The sequence below is a fragment of the Bacillus sp. Root131 genome (assembly GCF_001429475.1).
In the GTDB taxonomy this organism is placed as follows: Bacteria; Bacillota; Bacilli; order Bacillales; family Bacillaceae_G; genus Bacillus_A; species Bacillus_A thuringiensis_S.
In genome coordinates this window covers 60,027-79,571 of record NZ_LMJQ01000034.1, presented here as the reverse complement: position 1 = coordinate 79,571, position 19,545 = coordinate 60,027, and the positions used below count along the sequence as shown (strand labels likewise).

Below are 19,545 nucleotides of genomic sequence, written 5' to 3'. Positions count from 1 at the left end.
GGATAGGAATGTATTTTCCTAAAAAAGGATGTGTTACATATGTAAAAAAGGGCGAATTTCTTCCTTGCAACCCTTTCGTTTTGTAACAATTATGCGGTTTTTTTGCTAGTATATAGCACGTGTTTATAGCTTCACAAACAAAATGTTTATGTTTATATAACTATATTACCCATAAAACGGTAAAATACTCAAGGAATGTAATCGTTTAGTAAACATCATGTAACATTCCTGTAATATTTTTATTTACGTCGAAAAAAATATGTTGTATTAAATATTTTGAATATAACCAGCAACCTATGAGTCATATAGAATGAAAAACGCTTTCCTATATTTTTTGTTATATTACAGGATGTTAACGACTGATTACGAATGGTTTGTAATTGTGTGTTTTCCCCAAATCCGAAAAAATCTGTTGCTATAATGAGGACACGAAAACAAACGCAATGGAGGCTATCATGAAAAAATTAATTGGAATAGCAACAGCAGCAGTTTTTGGTCTTGGGATTTTCACATCATCTGCTAATGCAGAAACTGTTGTAACAACAGACGTACTAAACGTACGCGAAAACCCTACTACTGAATCAAAAGTTGTCGGTAAATTACTAAACGGTAATAAAATAGATGTTCAAAATACAGAGAACGGATGGTCAAAAGTTACTTTAGACGGTAAAGACGCATTCGTAAGTGCAGAGTTCACAAAAAGCATCTACTACGTAACAGCTAACGTATTAAACGTACGTGCTGAAGCGAACACAAACTCAGAAATTCTTGGAAAGTTGAAGAAAGACGATGTAATCGAAACAACGAGCCAAGTACAAAATGAGTGGTTACAATTTGAATATAACGGGAAAACAGCTTATGTTCATGTTCCTTTCTTAACAGGTACAGCACCTGTAATTGAGAAACAAGAAACAACTGCTCCTGCTAAAGCTAAAGTTGAAGCACCAGCTAAGGCTCAAACACCTGCAGCACAAGCAAAACCAGCTGCTAAGCCTGCTGTGAAAGCTGCTGAAACTAGCGAACCATCTGGTGGTCGTGAGTTAACAGTTGTAGCTACAGCATATACAGCTCATCCGAGCGAAAACGGTGGCACATATGGCGGCCGTGTATTAACTGCAATGGGTCATGATTTAACTGCGAATCCAAACATGAAAATGATTGCTGTTGACCCGAAAGTAATCCCATTAGGATCTAAAGTATGGGTAGAAGGTTACGGAGAAGCTATCGCTGGAGATACTGGTGGTGCAATTAAAGGTAACCGTATCGATATCTTACTTGGATCAGATAGTGCTGCTCAAAAATGGGGCCGCAAAACTGTTAAAGTGAAAATTTTAAAATAACCAATGACTGCTAAATTACAAGCCGGTTCTCTTTATTGAGAGCTGGCTTGTATTTATTTATAATACATATAAGGAGGCTATGCCCATGAATGTACAAGCAAAAATAGACTGGATTGGTACGCCAAAACCGTACATATATAAAGATGAAGTAACATATAACGCTACTTCTATTGATTTCTCACTCGCTGGCGATGATAATCGCTATAAGCTAATTGTGCTCAAGTCAGAAAAAAATACACATTACAAAATTGTGCAATATGGAATAAAACCAGGCTCTCAAAAGCCATTTCCTATCGACATTCCATTTGAACAAAACATGTTACCAATTATAGAGCAAATATTACATGATCCATATGTACAAGCGATATTAAAGGAAACGCACTCATAATTGTAAAAAAAGATATCAACGATTTTCCGAATATATCTATCATAAATCGCAATATATCAACGATTTTTCAATTATATCTATCATAACTTACGATATATCAACGGTTTGACACGAAATATCGATTTAGCTACCAAAAGAGGCTGTTCAAATATTGAACAGCCTCTCTCATATTAACGAGTTGGACCAGATACATCTTCTGATTTCAACGTATTATTTGCACCAAGAGAATGATACAACATCTTTCCATTTCCATTCACAGTTACAATATGTTCGTTGTTAAAACTTTTGAACTTCACAGATCCATCACCGTAACGAATATGATACTCTTCATATGTCGTTACTTTATATTTCGTATCACTTTGACGCTCTACATTACGAACTTCCATCGTTAATAAGTCTTCTGTAATTCCTTTTTTGTGTAAATACTGTATATAATCACGGTCTTCCTTATACGATTTCCCGCTCTTATCATAATTATTTTCAATTAAACTAAAATCATTTAATGAAATTGCACGTACGTTATCATAAATATGATTTTTTACAAATTCGCCCACTGCTGAACTTGATGTTTCTTTCGGGAATTTTAAGTAATAGGTGCTTTGGTCTCCAACTTTAACGCTTTCTGATTTAATTAAGCCAAACTCAGCATTTTTCTCTAAATGCACTTCTACCGTTTCATCTGTTGGTACAGGACCAAGTTTATAACTTCCGCGGCTTAACTTCCCACGCTTCTTACCATTCACAACTACATTTGCATCATTTTCATCAGAGGAAATTGTTACATAATTGCCTTCTAATGATAAATTTACATCTACCTTCGCACTTTTTTCATCTGCTAAATCTACTTCTTTTTCTGTTTCTAACTCAGTTAACTCTGACTTTGCTTTTGCCTTTACAACGTAAGAACCCGGAAAATATGGACCAATTTCTTTTGAAGTTTTGTCATTAGACAATTCTACTTCTTTCTTATCATTCACATATATTTCTGCATTCTTCGCAGTTGTACTTACATTCATATAATACGATTTCATGCTAAATTTATACTTCGGATATAAAAACCATTCTTTTCCGTCTTCTATAATTTGTCCATCTTTAAACGATGCTTTATCACTTGCTAGTTTTTGATCCACTGTCTCTCTTTGTAAATAAGACAGCAGCTCTTTATTATATGAAGGGTTGTCTTTTAAATAACGGATATATGCCTTAATATCCTCTGCCTTAATCTTTAAGCTCGGATCATCTACCTTTACAAACTCATCAATTGCATTCGCATCTTTCTTTTGAAACGCCTCAATCATAACGTTTACTTGTTTTTCCTTTGAAAACTTGCTTGCACCAAATTTATATGCTCCGAACAATATAGCAAAAATAACAAGAAAACCTAGCAGTAAAAATATGTTCTTCTTACTTTTCACCGGCTTTGTTTCCCGTTGTATTTCTGAACGAGAAGAAGCTGTTTGATCAGCTATTTCTTCTATCTTACTTCCACACTCTGGACAAAAATTTAAATGGTCTGCAACTTTTTCATTACATATTCCACAAAACTTCAAGCGATTCTCCCCCTTATTTTTTTACCAACTTCATCCCAGCAAACACTAATACGTAAGAAAGAATAAAGCTACCTACTATTAAATACATCGTGCTACTTTGAATCGATAATAGCGGACCAGAAATCCCCGTAAATTCCTTCATAATTTCCTTACTACCTGAAGCTTCGATTTGGATTTTTGCTAATCCATTTACACAAAGCATCATCACAGTATAAACCGCACTAAACATCGCAATTGTTACATATATATTTTTCATTGGATATTGAGCTAATTTCATTCCAGCTCTAAATAGTAAGATACATGGTATTAAAATTAATAAACCCCACCAATGCATGTAGGAATTGAAATCATCCATATATTTAATTTCTTTAGCAGAAGCACCATTAGCAATTGCCACATCTTTTAAAGACGTACCATTTAATGATATGCCTGATGTATATGATAAATGTAACGGCCCTTTTCCTCCTGGATAGTTCTGTATTTCTTTCTCCATGTTCGCCCATTCAATTGCAGTTGGAGCAAAGTGAGCCATATTCCACATATACGGTGTTGCTTCTAATGAAATTAATGCTTTATATGTTTTCTCAGGGAAATCAATTGGTCCCATTGATTTTGAACTACTAAATAAAATCGTAATAAGTATAATACCAAATGTAATGATTAATCCTTTTAAAACAGTCACTACACTATAATAAATAGATGCTGCATATGGAACACTTTGACTAATTGCGGAAAGCATACGATGTGGTCCCGCTGCAATACTCATGCCAATAAAGCTAAATAATAAACCAAATATAATACCGTACAACAAACTAATAATATGAGAATAACTAACATTAATTGTCATTGTTTCATAGAATTGAGAAATCGTCGTAGAAGAACTTGCTACAAAACTTATAACACATAAGAAACTTCCATATACAATACCGATAATACATGCTGTTACTAGCTTCTCACGCCAAACAATAGACGGGTTTTTTTTCTCTACAAAAAAGCCAATTCCACCTAATATAAGTGCTGGAATAGTTAATAAAATGAACAATGGGACATGAAGAATAAATGACATTATGTATGTACCACTTCCACTGACTTCAAGACCCGCTAAATGATACATTAAAATTAATGGCGCTATGCCAATGAAAGATTGATTAATAGTAGTCATATCCAGCATACCGTTCGTATTTGTAACCATCGTTCTCATTAAATCATTCATCGCTGCATCGATAATTAAACTACTAATCCAGCCAGCCAAAAACATGCATATAATTGCCAGACCACCACCAAGTAAGCCTTTTTTCAAAGCAATTCCAGATGAACCCACATTTAGTTGTACACCCTGGTCTGGTAATTTCGTTTTCATTTCTTTTTTCGTAATACCTACTAGTAAGGAATCGCCGCATTTCTCACAATATGTAGCAGTTTCTTTACTTTCCACTCCACAAGTTCGGCAATATTTTGAGTCTTTAGGCGCTAATATAATATGACTTGCTACACCACCTGTACTAGACCCATCATGCGTACAATAATTTGATACATCAGACTGTTCTAAACCACAAGTTTTACAATACATGTTCCTCACTCCTTACTTTGCTTCATACCACAAACTGGACAGAATATAGCTTCTGTTGCGATTTGTTCACTACATGAAGAACATGATTTATTTTCAACATTGTTTGTTTGAAGGAGTAACTCATTTTCTTTCCCGCACTGTCCACAAAATTTATCATTTAATGATAATGAGCCACCACAGCTACACTGCCCTTTCTGACCTTGATTCTGCAAATTAGCAATTTGCTTACGCATGTTATAAATAGCAATATCAAGCTCTTGTACCGGTTCTACAATTCCTTTCAATACCTCTATTCGAACTTCATCATTGCGCAGTTGCATATATGTAGTTTGACCAAGCTCCAACAAAATTTCAGTTTTCGCTTGTAACTTCTCCTGCGTAATTTTCTTTAGTTGTGCAACCTCTTGTGCAACTTGCAACTTCATCTTTCCTTGCTCAATTCCCTCTTGCAACTTGTTCATACCATTCCCAAACTTCGCTTGTAAATCTGACACAACTTCCCCTCCTATAAATATATAGTAATATACGAAATTAACATTTTATATATTACCATGATTTTCAAGTTATGTAATCCAAATTTCATTTTTTCTGTTTTGAGCATTTTTTGTTTATAATGGTAAAGGAAAGAAATATGTGTACGGAGGAATATTATGCTGCAACACTCAATTACGAAAGATGAAATTATGATGATTGCGAATGAGTTCGTTCAAGGACTAGATCCACAGCAAACAGCTGATCAGGAACATGTCGCTACAGCTCGGCACCTATATCGTAGTGGTGTTGTCTATAACGTTGACTTTGATGGTTATACACTATCAGGAACTGTAGATGCGGAAGGCAACGTATATAGCGTTCATATTCCGATTCGTAACGTCGCTGAAAGCTATTGTGATTGCTTCGCACCAACACAATGTGAGCATATGCTCGCTGTATTACTATCTGCAGCGTCTAGTTTTGGGCAAGTAGGAGATGTATTAACTTTATTTAAAAATAATACGAAACCTTCCCTTCCCCCTATTCGAACTGCAAGACAAGTATTACAATCATCAGCTTTTGAAGAAACTGACTATAAAAGTTGGGAATCATATTTTGAAAAAGAATATGATTCATTTAAAAAAGAACAAGCTCGGCTTACTTATAAACAAATGTATTTTCTTATGAGTATCTTTACAGATTTCTATACGAAACTTGAGCGGAAAGCTCCGCGTATCATTGCGATACATGAATTATTCAGGTTACACGCAGCACTTTACTGCTTTCAAAAATTATTAGAAGAAATTCAGGCATTCGAAGCAAACAAAACATATTCTTATCACCAACCTGTTAATGTCATTCGCCTATTTGTAGACAAAGTGGAATCCATCGTTCGGGACTTACAATCAGAAGCGATTCCTTCAGAGTCTGAAATAATTTTACAAGAAACAGCTCGTCTCGTTCATGAAGTATTCTTCTCTACCGACGCTTATACGCAAGAGCGATTTTTCATTTATCGTCACATATGGAGTGAACTTTTAAACAATAAAGAGAAAATACAAGAAGAAGAAAAACGAATCGATACGAAAATCAATCCACTATCTAAAGCGTTAGCGTCTTCTCATCTTCTCTTTTTAAATGACGAAGATCTACTAGCGATGGACTTACTAAAAAAACAGCCTGCTTCTGTTGTGAGTCTATACTTCTATTGGTTAGAAGAACTATTAAGTGCCATGCATTGGGATCGTGCAAAAAACTGGCTTTCCTTTACGTATAAACAAGTAAAGAAAACGATCCAAGATCACGAAAATACGATTTTCATAAAAGATGTCGTTCGGCTATTTGTAATCATGTATGAAACATATGCAACACATACAAATGAACAAGCTGGTTTCGAAATGATCTTACAAGAACTATTACCGTATAGTTTCACAAACTATGAACAGTACGTACTCGCGAAAAAACAGTATCGTACATGGGCAGAGCTTCATCTCCTATATGGATTTAAAGCAATTGAGCTGTTGAAAGAGCCACTGAAAGATATTGAAAAAGAAGCGCCAGAAGTGGCACTTCCTCTTTACCATCTTGCTGCTGTAGAGGCGATTGAAGAACGAAATCGTAAATCATATAAACGCGCAGTTCGTTACTTAAAGAAATTACGTACATTGTATAAACGATTAAAACGCACCGATGAATGGGATGCTTTCATTATTCACATCGCCAATCTCCATTCACGTCTGCGTGCACTACAAGAGGAATTACGGAAAGGAAAATTAATCGATGATCAATCAAACTGAAGTAACAATTAGGCTCCAGCATGTTAGTCAAGGTTGGTTCCTTTGGGGAGAAGATGACAGCGGTACTCCATTATCCGTAACAAGTTGGAAACGAAATGCATTCACATGGCACTCCACTTCTTTCTACGGTACTTCTCTAAAAGAAGCAACCTTCGAAGGAAAACAAGGTGTGCTCCTAACAAATGCACAAGCCTTTGAATACATTGCAAACAAACCGATGAATTCCTTTGCACATATGCAAATAAACGGACCTATTACAGCACTTACGAAAGATGCAAATGAATTATGGGACGCCTTTACGAGTGGTAGCTTCGTACCAGATATGAATCATTGGCCTAAACAGCCATCTTGGAAAGTTCAAAATACACCAATTGAAGATGAAACATTAGCATCTCTTTTCTCAGCAGCAGTTAATGAAAGCATATTACAAGATAATCGCTCAAATGACGGCTGGGAAGATGCTAAAAGGCTATATGAACATTACGACTTTACGAAAAGACAATTGGAAACAGCACTACATGAAGAAGATTGGCTTCGAAAAATCGGTTATATTGAAGATGATCTTCCGTTTACAATCGGACTAAGACTACAAGAACCACAAGAAGAATTTGAAATGTGGAAGCTTGAAACAATTGTGACACCAAAGCGCGGGGCTCATCGCATATATGTATATGAAAACATCGATTCCTTACCGAAAAGATGGCACGATTACGAAGAACGGATTACAGAAACACAAGAAGGTTTTAGTAAGCTCATACCGTGGTTAAAAGAAGGAGATACATTCCGAAATGAGCTCTTTGAAACAGAAGCTTGGAACTTCTTAACAGATGCAAGCAACGAATTACTTGCAGCCGGCATTACAATTTTACTACCATCATGGTGGCAAAATTTAAAAGCAACAAAACCGAAATTACGTGTCCAGTTGAAGCAAAATACAGCACAAACACAATCGTTCTTCGGTATGAATACGCTCGTTAATTTTGACTGGCGCATTTCGACGAACGGCATTGATTTATCAGAAAGCGAATTTTTCGAGCTCGTTGAACAAAACAAACGTCTATTTAATATAAATGGTCAATGGATGCGACTAGATCCAGCCTTTATCGAAGAAGTAAGGAAACTCATGAACCGTGCCGATAAATACGGACTAGAGATGAAAGATGTCCTGCAGCAACATTTATCAAATACGGCTGAAACAGAAATTGTAGAAGATGATAGTCCGTTTACTGATATTGAAATCGAACTAGATGGATATTATGAGGAACTATTCCAAAAGCTGCTTCATATTGGAGATATTCCAAAGGTAGATGTCCCTACTTCACTAAACGCAACACTTCGTCCGTATCAACAACATGGTATTGAATGGTTATTATATTTACGAAAGCTTGGATTTGGAGCATTGCTAGCTGACGATATGGGACTCGGGAAAAGTATTCAAACAATCTCTTACTTACTATATATAAAAGAAAACAATCTCAAAACAGGCCCTGCATTAATCGTAGCGCCGACATCTGTTCTTGGAAATTGGCAAAAAGAATTTGAGCGTTTCGCACCGAATTTATGTGTCCAATTACATTACGGAAGTAATAGAGAGAAGGGCAATTCATTTGAAGATTTCCTTCAATCAGCAGATGTTGTATTAACATCTTATGCATTGGCTCAACTCGATGAGGAAGAACTGACTTCATTATGCTGGGATGCTGTTATTTTGGATGAAGCACAAAATATTAAGAACCCACATACGAAACAGTCGAAAGCAGTACGAAACTTGCAGGCAAATCACAAAATCGCTTTAACTGGTACACCAATGGAAAATCGCCTCGCTGAACTTTGGTCCATTTTCGACTTTATTAATCATGGATATCTCGGAAGCTTAGGACAATTCCAACGCCGCTTCGTCACACCGATTGAAAAAGATCGTGATGAAGGAAAAATCCAGCAAGTCCAACGGTTTATCTCACCATTTTTACTGCGCCGAACGAAGAAAGATCAAACAGTCGCATTAAATTTACCAGATAAACAAGAACAAAAAGCTTACTGTCCTCTTACTGGTGAACAAGCTTCCTTATATGAACAACTTGTTCAAGATACACTGCAAAATGTAGAAGGATTAAGCGGAATTGAAAGACGCGGCTTTATATTACTTATGTTGAACAAGCTAAAACAAATTTGTAATCATCCTGCTCTTTATTTAAAAGAAGAAGAACCACAAAATGTCGTTGAACGCTCTATGAAAACAAAAACGTTAATGGAGCTCATCGAAAATATAAAAGATCAAAATGAAAGTTGCCTCATCTTCACTCAGTACATCGGCATGGGAAACATGCTAAAACGTGTGCTAGAAGAACAATTTGGCCAGCGTGTCCTCTTCTTAAACGGTAGTGTACCGAAAAAAAATCGTGACAAGATGATTGAGGAGTTCCAAAACGGAACGTATGACATTTTCATCTTATCCTTAAAAGCTGGGGGAACAGGATTAAACTTAACTGCTGCCAACCATGTCATTCACTACGATCGTTGGTGGAATCCAGCTGTGGAAAATCAAGCAACAGACCGCGCATATCGCATTGGTCAAAAAAGATTTGTTCATGTTCACAAACTCATTACAACAGGAACATTAGAAGAAAAAATCGATGAAATGCTAGAAAGAAAACAATCTCTAAACAATGCGGTCATCACAAGTGATAGCTGGATGACCGAACTATCAACAGACGAACTAAAAGAATTACTTGGTGTATAAAGTGAAACTTTAATCAGTAGGGGTTTTGTTCATCCCCCACTGATTATCAGCCCTCACCAATCGGGCTTTTACCGGAAGTTTTACTACCCGCAAAAAAAGCGCTAATCTCGAAATGAGATTAGCGCTTTTTTCTATTCCAAAACCAATTACTTATTATAATTCCCGTTAATCCGCCGCACGTATCAAGCAATGAATCTTGCCACATTGGTGTACGGTCCCCCGTATACCATTGGTGAATTTCATCAAATGTTGCATAACCCGCAACGAAAAGAATGGCATATATAAAACATCTTTTCCTCGAATGACCTGATCGATGAAAAGCGTAATAAATCAATGAACCTAGCATAAAGAACACCATAAAATGAGCACCTTTACGAAGGAAAAACTCAATAAATCCGCCTACACCTTTATTCGCAATACTAACAGGGGTTCCTCCACCATAATCAATAGATACCCATGAAAAATGCTCTTTTACAAATTCAACATTTACATATTGTTCAATATCTGAACGCATATCCTGCTTTTTATATGGTTGTGCCGAAGAATAGAAAATCAGCCCCATCCATAGTAATACAGGAATCCAAAATAACCATTTACGATTCATTATCCAGAATTCTCCTCTCTTAATCTTTTAAGGGTACCAAAAAAAAGAAAAAATTTCACGCCAAAACATGACATTCACGCCCTATTTATAAAGTGAAAGGAGGTGATACACATGGCAATTGAAACAATCGTAATGGATTTAACTTTACGTCTAGTATTAAACAACGGATTAGATAAGAACGGCAAAACAGTTTTCAAGAGCAAACAATTTAAACGTGTTAAAACAAATGCGAGCTTAGATCAAGTACACAACGTAGCTCATGCTCTTGCTTCCTTACAGGCATCACCACTTCACGCTGTACAACTTGTAAGCACATCAGATCTTTCTAAACTATAAAGTAAAACTTCAGATCAGTAGGGATTTTATTCATCCCCGCTGATTATTAGCTCGCAATTTAACCGGCAGACCCGAATCCCGTAAATAGCGGGATAAATACAAAGGAGGGAATAACACATGCAAGTACTGGAATTGATTTTCGCGAAAGAAGATGGAAAAACAGTCGTTTTTTCTATCGATATGCCCATCACACCAATTGATGCAAAAGTCGTAAATCAAGTAATGGATACAATCCTTGCCTCATCTGTATTTTCATCCATTGATGAAAATACAAGAAAAAAGGGAGCTCGCCTTGTAGAAAAAAATGTATCTGAAATTCCAATTACTCTATAAAATGAAAAAGACGAATCTGCATCATTTTGCAGATTCGTCTTTTTTCTTCGGCATTTCAATCGGAATAAAAATCTTTGAAAAACCGACGCATACGTACTTATAATGTTCTTCACCTATATCAAACTCAGTCGTATATGTTGAGAAGAATATATAATCATTTCGCTTCGTATAATGATCAATTAATAACCCAACTTGTGGCTCAACATACTTTTTCGCTAACTTTTTACCGGCCGATGCCAAGTCGCCAAGAAGACCCTCTTCATTCTCTTTTTGAACTTCATCTAGCTTCTTACTCACATCATTACGCTTCATAAACTGCTTCGCTGCCCATTCTGTATATTCTCCTTTACTCGGATTGCTGTTTGCTAAATATACTAGGAGAATGACAACTAAAGCCATAATAATATACTTTTTCTTCATACTATATCACCGCCTACTCTTTTCTATTTTCATATATATGTACAAGCGATGCAAATTAGAAAGACTATCACCTATTGATTGTAAACGAATAGCCAAGATTTACAATACAAAACAAAATATTAACAATTAATTTACTTATTCCGTATATAATTATATTCGAAATATAAATTTTATAAGGGAGGACTTAAAATCATGAATGATGAAAATAACATTATTATTTCTAGTTCTACTATGATGCTTGTTCCATACAATCACCCTTATTACCGTACAAAAATTATTGACAGTAGCGGAAATGATCTTTGTTCCTGCCAAACCGCACTACAACTCATCAAGAAATCTTGCTTAACCCAGATTCATTCTACTTATCAAGGCAGGCGTAATGCAGTCCAAACAAATTTTAGATTCAAACAAAACGTTCCAATTCCAATTAATCATCGGGAATACATTTGTACTTTTCCAACAGAATCTCCTTCATCTCCAAACTGTATATGGCTATTTTATAACCACATACATGATATAGAGTTTTGCCAAAAGATTAAAGAGGCTAAAATACATTTTTCAAATGGCACTACTACAACAATATCTATTAGTCCCCATAAATTGCAGCAACAATTATTAAAAGCTGGATACATACTATCTCGTATGAACATGCAAGATTCACTACAATTTAAAAACCCCTTGTTGCATTTACTACATTAAACTAACAAGTAGAATGGAAAGCAACATCTCTTGCCTTCCATTCTTATATTAATATTTATCCCCTTACACTATCTCGCATTTTCTCGAGTGCTTGCCGATACATCCATCTTACTTGATAATATGTCATTTCCGTCTCTAAAGCGATTTCCCCCATCGTCTTTCCTACAAAAAAGCGTTCAAAAATAATATACTTCTCCTTCTCATCTAGCACGCTCATAAAATCCTTCACTTTCATTTCAACATCTTCAAAATGAAAGATATCCTCATACTCTCCTACACATACACACCTTTCTTGCACTGTGAACTCTTTCTTCAATCTTTCTAATATATAACCACGCACCGTTACAAGTGCGTATGCAGGGAAATACCCTTTCTTTGCATCAAATCTTTCATACGCATGCCAAAGACCAATTAAACCACATTGATAATACTCTTCATAATCTTGGCGAATACCTAATTTCTTTATTTGATTTACAATCATTCCTTCATACAAAACAACTGCCTCTTTAAAAGTCGCTGGCTTCACACAGTACCCGTTTCTAAAAGGTATACCTTTCTAGTATTCCGCGGTACCTTCACAATATAAAAATAAAGAAAAGATTTCACTGTGAGTAATTTCAAATACTACCGACGGAATTTGAAATTACACTAGAGAGTATTTGAAATTTTGTTGGTGGTATTTGAAGTAAGGGTAAAAATAAAAAAGGTGAATCCTTTGAAGAGTCACCTTTTTCTAAAAGAATGAATTATGCACCTAATTTTGGAGCTAGACCACTTAAACTACTAAATCCAACTGAAAGAATAAAGAAAATAACAATTAAAATCGTTGCTTGTTTTTTACTTAATCCAGCCGTAATATGTAATCCTAATCCCATTACAACTAATGCCCAAATATTGAAAACTTCGAATGATGAAGCAGCACCATGAACAACTGTACCTGGCTCAAATAAAGTTGCTAAACTTGTATAAGAAGTTTCAATATCTCCACCAATAATCATTCTAATAATAAAGTTCACAATTGCACCTAAAATTGAAATCGTATATGTGTAGACATAAATAGATAATAATTTCATGTATGAAGTATCATTACTCATAAACATCATAATCACTTTATAAATAGCTGCCGCAATGAAGAACCAAATCGCAGTACCAAATAGTCCACCAACAATACCTGCTCCTATTCCGAAGTAACCAACAACTTTAGCCGCTTCGGCATCAGGTACCTCACTCATTACATCAGGATGATTCATTACTTGATACATGCTAATCCCTGCAATTACAGCTGTTAATATAATGAAAAGGAAAAATGCCCCCCAAACCGGACTTTTCGTCTTCATTCTCTCAAATTGCTCACCTGGAGAAGTAATCATTCCTAATAATGATGGCTTCTTCGCACCTACATCTTGCGTATTAATATTTGCTTCCATTATAACGCCTCCTTCTATTTATATAACCCGTTCTAACGGGCGGTTCACTTCCTCACGCAAGAGGCTACGAACCGCCCATTAGAACGGTAATGTGTAGTTCTACTACACTATTAATTACTCATAACGCAATGCTTCAATTGGATCTAATTTCGCAGCTTTATTTGCTGGAATTAATCCGAAAATAATACCGAGTGTCATCGAGAACAGTACGCCTCCAACAACAACTTCCCACGAAACGAGCGGTGGCCATTTTGCGAATGTGGAAACGATATATGCTCCGCCGTACCCAAGACCAATTCCGATTAAACCACCTAGAAGTGTTAACATAACAGCTTCAATTAAAAACTGTAATAAAATTTTACTACGTGTTGCCCCGAGTGCTTTACGTACACCAATTTCACGTGTACGCTCCGTTACAGATACAAGCATGATGTTCATAACACCAATTCCACCAACGACTAATGAAATACCAGCAATACCACCGATGATCATTGTCATAATACCGGTCATCTTCGAAATACCTTCTTGAATTTCTTTTAAATTCATAACTTCATATTTACCAGTTGCATCAGTCGGTTTACGACTGTTTAAGACATCTGCAGCTTTTTTACCTGCTTTTTCTAGATTATCTACATTTTTTGCTTGAACAGAAATGTTTTGAATTTCATCTTTTCCATACAGTGTCGGCCATAATGAAATTGGAACTAGTGCTTCTGATGGTCCCATTCCCATAAACTCATTATCTGATTTGTAGACACCGATAATTTGCATCGGTTGACCTTTCATTTCAATAATTTTACCGACTGGATTGGCATCCTTAAACACCTTTTCTTCCATTTGTTTACTAATCATAACAACGTTATTACCTTGATCCACATCTGATTCTTGTAAAGAACGTCCCTTTAACAACTTTACTTTATTTACTGCAAAGTACTCGCTATCTAATCCAGTAATACTCACCATTTCTTTTTTATCTTCAATATCAAGTGGTTCCATGCTGGAATTTGTTGTTACCACATGTGCGATTTCTGGAATTTTTTTAATTTCAAAAATGTCTTCTTCAGTTATCTTCGGTGCTTCTACCATTCCCATACCGAAAGGATCGTTTATATCTGCACTATAATGAATCGGAACCGTTTGATTACCTGCCCCAACAAACTGCGATTTCAATGCAGCTTCCCCGCCTTGCCCAATCGCAACGACAGTAATAATTGAACCTACCCCGATAATAATACCGAGCATCGTAAGAGCTGAACGCAATTTATGAGCTAAAATAGAAGAGAGGGCAATTTTTATACTATCTAGTAAACTCATACCGCACACCTTCTATCTTCTGTAACTTTCCCGTCCCGCAGTACAATGCGGCGGGAAGAATACGCTGCTACTTCCTCTTCATGCGTAACCATAACAATTGTTGTGCCTTCTGCATTAAGCTTCGTGAAAATATCCATAACTTGCTCACCAGACTTCGTATCAAGTGCACCAGTCGGTTCATCGGCCATAATGAACGTCGGATTATTTGCAATCGCTCTTGCAATCGCTACACGTTGCTTCTGTCCACCTGACAATTCGTTCGGTAAATGATGCACGCGGTCTGCTAATCCAACTTTACCTAACGCCTCTAAAGCACGCTTGCGACGCTCCGCTTTCTTCACGCCACCATATACGAGCGGAAGCTCAACATTTTCGACTGCCGAAAGACGCGGAAGCAAATTAAAGTGCTGAAACACAAAACCGATATATTCATTACGAATTAAAGCAAGCTTTGACTCGTCTGCTGTTAAGATATTCACATCATTCAGCATATATTCGCCTTCAGTTGGACGATCTAAACAACCGATAATATTCATAAGCGTCGACTTACCAGAACCAGACGGTCCCATAATCGAAACGAACTCACCGCTCTGAATCGTTAAACTAATACCATGCAAAATCGGCACCGCCAATTTTCCTTGATAATACGTTTTAGCAATATTATTTAACGTAATCATTTCTCTTTCACTTCCATTCCGTCATACACATCGTCGGAAGGATTTTTAACCACCTTTTGCCCCACTGTTACGCCTNTCATGCAAAATCGGCACCGCCAATTTTCCTTGATAATACGTTTTAGCAATATTATTTAACGTAATCATTTCTCTTTCACTTCCATTCCGTCATACACATCGTCGGAAGGATTTTTAACCACCTTTTGCCCCACTGTTACGCCTTCTACAACCTCTGTCCAGTCTCCATCAGTAGAACCTTTTTTCACATTTTGTTTACGAAGCTTCCCTTTATCCTCAACATAAACAAATGCATCATCGCCTTTTTCTACAATGCTTTTACTTGGAACAGCAATCATCGTCTTATTCTCTAAGTTTACTTGCAGAGAAACGTGGTAACCCGGAGATAAACCATCTTGACTATCAAGGCTAGCTTTATATGTATATTGGGACATATTTTGAGTTGCTTCACCCACGCCGCCAGCTTGCGCCATCTCTGCACTCGTTGGGAACTCACTTACCTCTGTAATCTTACCTGTCCACTTCTTCTTATTATTTGCTTTCGCTGTTACAGTGAATGTTTGATCCTTTTGAATTTGTGACTTCTGAAGCTCAGTTAACGTACCTTGAACTTGGAATGGATCTTTAGAAGCTACTTGTAAAAACGATTTTCCTTGACCACCTAACGCTTGAGATGAACTTTGCGCCGCATCTTTATCTAACTTTTGAACAACACCAGCGAAATTACTATAAATCGTAAGCTCTTTCTGCTTTTTACTTAACTCTTCTTTCTGCAACTTTCCTTTTTCTTTCTCAAGATCAGTTGTCTTTTGAGCTATTTCTAATTCGTTTACTTGCTCGTCCATCGGATCTGTTACTTCTTTCCCAGCTCCGCTATCTTTCGCCTTCTTAATTTCTTTCTTCAATGAATCAATCTTCTTTTTCCCTTGATCATAACGCATATCCGCCATCTTCTGATCAAGCTCAGCTTGCTTCATTTGAAGATTAATCTCTTCATTATCATAAGAGAATAACTTCGTACCTTTCTCTACCTCTTGCCCTTCTTTTACCTCAATATCTTTCACTTTCCCTTTGGCTGGATCTGCATAGAAGCTTTCAATATTACCAGGCTTCACCTGACCAGAAATTAACTTCGTATTATTCAGCTTACGCTCCGTTACCTTCTCAAAACTTACAGCATCAGCATTTGTTGATGCTCCTTTCTTCTTACCTTGCATAACAAAAATATTAATTGCTGCTACAATAACAATTAGTGCAATAACCCCAATAATAATCCATTTCTTCTTCTTGTTTGGAGTACGAACCGTATTTGGTAACATATTCTCGCTCCCTTTTATAACTTAATAGTTTAATATAAAAATTGTATAAAACTTTCTGAAAATATATTACATATTATTACATTATTTTTACAAAGTTTTACACATCCATTTATATTGTAACAAAAATTCCAATGATTAGAAATATGACATTATATCTTTTAAGATAGATTTAAGGAAAGGAAAAAGAGCAATTTTAATTGAATGGAAGCCATTCTTTATTAACATACTTCTTGCCAAAATGAATCATTAAAATCATTTTCCTAATTGCACCATAGCTATTTTGTCATATATATTTGACATTTCATCTATTCAATTATAAAATGTCACATATAAATGACATTTCGGTACACGAGGTCTACAACCATCAATGGGAGGGTTATATTTGAATAACGTTAAACAATATCGAAAATCTGAAGGGCTATCGCAACTAGAGTTAGCTAAAAAAGTTAACGTGGCGAGACAGACAATAAATTTAATTGAAAACAAGAAATATAATCCCTCTTTAGCCTTATGTATCGAATTAGCAAAAGCACTAAAAACAGATTTAAATAGTCTATTTTGGGAGGGAGATTAAATGATGAAAATTGAATGGAAAGAAAGAGTTTATAATAGTTTTGTTGGAACACTAAGTGAGAGAGATGAATACCAAAAACAAGAAATCAATAAAGAGTTATCTGTAGCTGGAATTGGTTTGTGGTGGTTAAATATGTTGGTAATGCTTATTATGTTACTTGTTGATACTATGAATCACACAATATCTATAGGGACAATATTCATTTTTCTATCTAATATGATTTATGCTAATTACTTAGCCTTTAAATTCAAGAAAAAAGGTTTAAGTGATACTGAATGTGCAACAAAAGAAGAATATTTACAACACAAGAAAAAATTAAGAAAAGCTGGCTTAAAAGCAGGTGTGCTTTGGGGCTTTCAAATGTTTGTTTTTATGAATTATATCCTTCCCTATGTAGGTTCAGAGGAAATCTCTATTTCTTTATTTAAGGTTGTAATTTTCATCTGTGGCGGCGGATTTTTCGGTATAACCATGTATCTATTTGGTTTATGGAATCTAAAAAAATTATATTAATTAACAAAAATCATTTATATATTAAACTGCAATTTTTCATACTGTTTGTTTTTTCTAATATAAAAGCTATCCAATCACACACAATTGGATAGCTTTTTCAAACAAAATATTACGCTACTTTAGGATCTTTTCTCTCATGTCCACGTTGAACAATAAATAAGAAGATTGTTGATAAAACCGCTCCTGTTAATAGTAAGATGAAACAACCATCCCAGCCAGAACGATCAACAATAACACCAATTGCTGCGTTAGCTACAAGACTTCCGCCTACATAACCGAATAAACCACACATACCAACTGTCGTACCTACTGCAAATTTCGGTACTAATTCCATTGCACTTAAACCGATTAAGAACTGTGGTACATAAATTAAACAACCGATAATAGAAACTGCAATACTTACAACAAGTACGCTAGTTGCTTGCCAATATATAAACGTACCAATAACAACACCAACCATACTAATAATACATAATGGCATACGTTTTCCTTTAAATAATTTATCACTTAAAAAACCAACGATTAATGAACTTGGAATTGCCATACCTTCAAAGATTGCATATGCCGCATGCGCTTCTGCTTTTGAAAATCCTTTAACTGTCGTTAAATAAAGTGGAACCCAGTTAATAACACCGAAACGAATTAAATAAACAAAAGCATTCGCAATACATAAGAACCATACAAATTTATTTTTCACTACATACTTCATTAAAATTTCTTTTGGTGACATCTTGTTAGCGTTATCTGCTTTTTCAAGATTTTCATAGTCATTACGATACTCATCAATTGGAGGAAGACCTTCAGATTCTGGTGTATCCTTCGCATTAATCCAAACAAGAACTGAAATTACCATTGCGATAATTGCAGGGAAAATAAACACGCCGCCTTGCCAATGGTTTTCACCAAAAATACCTACACCAATTCCGACAAGTGGTGGCACAAGCATTCCACCAACGTTATGTGAAATATTCCAAAGACCTGTTTTCGTACCGCGTTCTTTCTTCGAGAACCATTTCGTCATAACAATACTACAAGGTGGTGCTCCCATACCTTGTACAATACCGTTAACAACAAGTAATGTAACAATCATCCCAAATGAAGATGCAAAGCCAAAACAAATATTTACAAGCCCTGATAAGAATAAACCGACTGCAATAAAGCGCTGGGCGAAAGCTTTATCTGATAAATTCCCCATAAAGAACTTACTAAATCCATAAACAATTGCCATTACTGAACCTAGTAGACCAATTTCTGCTGTACTAAAACCATATTCTTGTACTAAGTACGTACTTGATAACGTAAAGTTACTACGAACTAAATAATAAGCAGCATATCCAACTGAAATCCCGATTAACACACGAATACGTAGTAATCGATATACACGGTCGATCATATCCGCTGGCAATCTTTCAATTGCAGGTGCTGGCTTGAGCCATTTAAACATATATTTTCGTCT

The 19,545-nt window shown here is 35.8% G+C and carries 20 protein-coding genes; 9 read left to right on the top strand and 11 right to left on the bottom strand.

Annotated features, from left to right (window positions below):
* The first annotated feature begins 455 nt into the window (after positions 1 to 455).
* The gene (locus tag ASE54_RS27355) at positions 456 to 1,340 is read left to right on the top strand and encodes a cell wall-binding protein EntA (protein ID WP_000733345.1); all 885 of its coding nucleotides are present in this window, start codon (positions 456 to 458) and stop codon (positions 1,338 to 1,340) included.
* Positions 1,341 to 1,425: 85 nt separating this feature from the next.
* On the top strand, positions 1,426 to 1,728 hold the full coding sequence (locus ASE54_RS27350) for a DUF3910 family protein (RefSeq protein ID WP_001102514.1): 303 nt from the start codon (positions 1,426 to 1,428) through the stop codon (positions 1,726 to 1,728).
* Positions 1,729 to 1,898: 170 nt separating this feature from the next.
* Here the strand turns inward: ASE54_RS27350 and ASE54_RS27345 are convergent, their stop codons facing one another.
* The 3 genes from ASE54_RS27345 to ASE54_RS27335 are packed head-to-tail and all read right to left on the bottom strand — an operon-like array spanning position 1,899 to position 5,342.
* Entirely contained in the window at positions 1,899 to 3,278 is a 1,380-nt protein-coding gene (locus ASE54_RS27345; RefSeq protein WP_000666859.1) for a membrane protein, read from the bottom strand.
* A 13-nt stretch (positions 3,279 to 3,291) separates the two neighbouring features.
* Positions 3,292 to 4,848: a zinc ribbon domain-containing protein gene (locus tag ASE54_RS27340; protein WP_000271612.1), complete on the bottom strand. Its 1,557-nt coding sequence runs from the start codon at positions 4,846 to 4,848 to the stop codon at positions 3,292 to 3,294.
* Positions 4,849 to 4,853: 5 nt separating this feature from the next.
* On the bottom strand, positions 4,854 to 5,342 hold the full coding sequence (locus ASE54_RS27335) for a zinc ribbon domain-containing protein (RefSeq protein ID WP_001281737.1): 489 nt from the start codon (positions 5,340 to 5,342) through the stop codon (positions 4,854 to 4,856).
* A gap of 156 nt (positions 5,343 to 5,498) precedes the next feature.
* On the opposite strand from ASE54_RS27335, the gene ASE54_RS27330 reads away from it, so the two are divergent.
* Positions 5,499 to 7,118: a hypothetical protein gene (locus tag ASE54_RS27330; protein ID WP_000939129.1), complete on the top strand. Its 1,620-nt coding sequence runs from the start codon at positions 5,499 to 5,501 to the stop codon at positions 7,116 to 7,118.
* Positions 7,102 to 9,858 (top strand): DEAD/DEAH box helicase, encoded by a 2,757-nt coding sequence (locus ASE54_RS27325; RefSeq protein WP_000610129.1) that lies wholly within the window; start codon positions 7,102 to 7,104, stop codon positions 9,856 to 9,858. The genes ASE54_RS27330 and ASE54_RS27325 overlap by 17 nt, the downstream gene beginning before the upstream one ends.
* Before the next feature lie 118 nt (positions 9,859 to 9,976).
* Here ASE54_RS27325 and ASE54_RS27320 read toward each other — a convergent pair whose 3' ends face one another.
* Positions 9,977 to 10,462: a VanZ family protein gene (locus ASE54_RS27320; RefSeq protein ID WP_001080704.1), complete on the bottom strand. Its 486-nt coding sequence runs from the start codon at positions 10,460 to 10,462 to the stop codon at positions 9,977 to 9,979.
* A gap of 111 nt (positions 10,463 to 10,573) precedes the next feature.
* On the opposite strand from ASE54_RS27320, the gene ASE54_RS27315 reads away from it, so the two are divergent.
* Entirely contained in the window at positions 10,574 to 10,798 is a 225-nt protein-coding gene (locus tag ASE54_RS27315; protein ID WP_000963861.1) for a DUF1659 domain-containing protein, read from the top strand.
* 117 nt (positions 10,799 to 10,915) lie between these two features.
* The gene (locus ASE54_RS27310) at positions 10,916 to 11,131 is read left to right on the top strand and encodes a DUF2922 domain-containing protein (protein ID WP_001197587.1); all 216 of its coding nucleotides are present in this window, start codon (positions 10,916 to 10,918) and stop codon (positions 11,129 to 11,131) included.
* 21 nt (positions 11,132 to 11,152) lie between these two features.
* Here the strand turns inward: ASE54_RS27310 and ASE54_RS27305 are convergent, their stop codons facing one another.
* A complete protein-coding gene (locus tag ASE54_RS27305; RefSeq protein WP_000731400.1) occupies positions 11,153 to 11,551 on the bottom strand; it encodes a DUF4359 domain-containing protein in 399 nt (132 codons plus the stop codon).
* Between the two features lie 192 nt (positions 11,552 to 11,743).
* Here ASE54_RS27305 and ASE54_RS27300 point away from each other — a divergent pair, with 192 nt between their 5' ends.
* A complete protein-coding gene (locus ASE54_RS27300) occupies positions 11,744 to 12,250 on the top strand; it encodes a competence protein ComK (protein WP_000997457.1) in 507 nt (168 codons plus the stop codon).
* Between the two features lie 55 nt (positions 12,251 to 12,305).
* Here ASE54_RS27300 and ASE54_RS27295 read toward each other — a convergent pair whose 3' ends face one another.
* The 5 genes from ASE54_RS27295 to ASE54_RS27275 form a co-directional block, all read right to left on the bottom strand.
* Positions 12,306 to 12,776 carry a sigma-70 family RNA polymerase sigma factor gene (locus tag ASE54_RS27295; protein WP_003255535.1) on the bottom strand — a complete coding sequence of 157 codons (471 nt, stop codon included), beginning with the start codon at positions 12,774 to 12,776 and terminating at the stop codon, positions 12,306 to 12,308.
* Between the two features lie 220 nt (positions 12,777 to 12,996).
* Positions 12,997 to 13,677: a Yip1 family protein gene (locus tag ASE54_RS27290; protein ID WP_000387918.1), complete on the bottom strand. Its 681-nt coding sequence runs from the start codon at positions 13,675 to 13,677 to the stop codon at positions 12,997 to 12,999.
* Positions 13,678 to 13,791: 114 nt separating this feature from the next.
* Positions 13,792 to 14,991, bottom strand: coding sequence for an ABC transporter permease (locus ASE54_RS27285; protein WP_000054346.1), 1,200 nt, complete (start codon positions 14,989 to 14,991; stop codon positions 13,792 to 13,794).
* Positions 14,988 to 15,668: an ABC transporter ATP-binding protein gene (locus ASE54_RS27280; protein WP_000631624.1), complete on the bottom strand. Its 681-nt coding sequence runs from the start codon at positions 15,666 to 15,668 to the stop codon at positions 14,988 to 14,990. The genes ASE54_RS27285 and ASE54_RS27280 overlap by 4 nt, the downstream gene beginning before the upstream one ends.
* Before the next feature lie 140 nt (positions 15,669 to 15,808).
* Complete coding sequence (locus ASE54_RS27275) at positions 15,809 to 17,002, bottom strand: biotin/lipoyl-binding protein (protein ID WP_014895362.1); 1,194 nt, start codon at positions 17,000 to 17,002, stop codon at positions 15,809 to 15,811.
* Positions 17,003 to 17,384: 382 nt separating this feature from the next.
* Between ASE54_RS27275 and ASE54_RS27270 the strand changes: the two genes are divergently transcribed.
* Positions 17,385 to 17,576: a helix-turn-helix transcriptional regulator gene (locus ASE54_RS27270; RefSeq protein ID WP_001067014.1), complete on the top strand. Its 192-nt coding sequence runs from the start codon at positions 17,385 to 17,387 to the stop codon at positions 17,574 to 17,576.
* Entirely contained in the window at positions 17,577 to 18,089 is a 513-nt protein-coding gene (locus ASE54_RS27265; RefSeq protein WP_000975590.1) for a DUF3278 domain-containing protein, read from the top strand.
* Positions 18,090 to 18,198: 109 nt separating this feature from the next.
* On the opposite strand, the gene ASE54_RS27260 is transcribed toward ASE54_RS27265, so the two are convergent.
* A complete protein-coding gene (locus ASE54_RS27260) occupies positions 18,199 to 19,533 on the bottom strand; it encodes an MFS transporter (RefSeq protein ID WP_000477603.1) in 1,335 nt (444 codons plus the stop codon).
* Between the last annotated feature and the right edge of the window lie 12 nt (positions 19,534 to 19,545).

Excerpts from the sequence above, each read along its gene's own strand:
- ASE54_RS27355 (WP_000733345.1), top strand. The coding sequence starts at position 456 with ATGAAAAAATTAATTGGAATAGCAACAGCAGCAGTTTTTGGTCTTGGG.
- ASE54_RS27350 (WP_001102514.1), top strand. The coding sequence starts at position 1,426 with ATGAATGTACAAGCAAAAATAGACTGGATTGGTACGCCAAAACCGTAC.
- ASE54_RS27340 (WP_000271612.1), bottom strand. The coding sequence starts at position 4,848 with ATGTATTGTAAAACTTGTGGTTTAGAACAGTCTGATGTATCAAATTAT.
- ASE54_RS27330 (WP_000939129.1), top strand. The coding sequence starts at position 5,499 with ATGCTGCAACACTCAATTACGAAAGATGAAATTATGATGATTGCGAAT.
- ASE54_RS27325 (WP_000610129.1), top strand. The coding sequence starts at position 7,102 with ATGATCAATCAAACTGAAGTAACAATTAGGCTCCAGCATGTTAGTCAA.
- ASE54_RS27320 (WP_001080704.1), bottom strand. The coding sequence starts at position 10,462 with ATGAATCGTAAATGGTTATTTTGGATTCCTGTATTACTATGGATGGGG.
- ASE54_RS27315 (WP_000963861.1), top strand. The coding sequence starts at position 10,574 with ATGGCAATTGAAACAATCGTAATGGATTTAACTTTACGTCTAGTATTA.
- ASE54_RS27310 (WP_001197587.1), top strand. The coding sequence starts at position 10,916 with ATGCAAGTACTGGAATTGATTTTCGCGAAAGAAGATGGAAAAACAGTC.
- ASE54_RS27305 (WP_000731400.1), bottom strand. The coding sequence starts at position 11,551 with ATGAAGAAAAAGTATATTATTATGGCTTTAGTTGTCATTCTCCTAGTA.
- ASE54_RS27300 (WP_000997457.1), top strand. The coding sequence starts at position 11,744 with ATGAATGATGAAAATAACATTATTATTTCTAGTTCTACTATGATGCTT.
- ASE54_RS27290 (WP_000387918.1), bottom strand. The coding sequence starts at position 13,677 with ATGGAAGCAAATATTAATACGCAAGATGTAGGTGCGAAGAAGCCATCA.
- ASE54_RS27285 (WP_000054346.1), bottom strand. The coding sequence starts at position 14,991 with ATGAGTTTACTAGATAGTATAAAAATTGCCCTCTCTTCTATTTTAGCT.
- ASE54_RS27280 (WP_000631624.1), bottom strand. The coding sequence starts at position 15,668 with ATGATTACGTTAAATAATATTGCTAAAACGTATTATCAAGGAAAATTG.
- ASE54_RS27275 (WP_014895362.1), bottom strand. The coding sequence starts at position 17,002 with ATGTTACCAAATACGGTTCGTACTCCAAACAAGAAGAAGAAATGGATT.
- ASE54_RS27265 (WP_000975590.1), top strand. The coding sequence starts at position 17,577 with ATGATGAAAATTGAATGGAAAGAAAGAGTTTATAATAGTTTTGTTGGA.
- ASE54_RS27260 (WP_000477603.1), bottom strand. The coding sequence starts at position 19,533 with ATGTTTAAATGGCTCAAGCCAGCACCTGCAATTGAAAGATTGCCAGCG.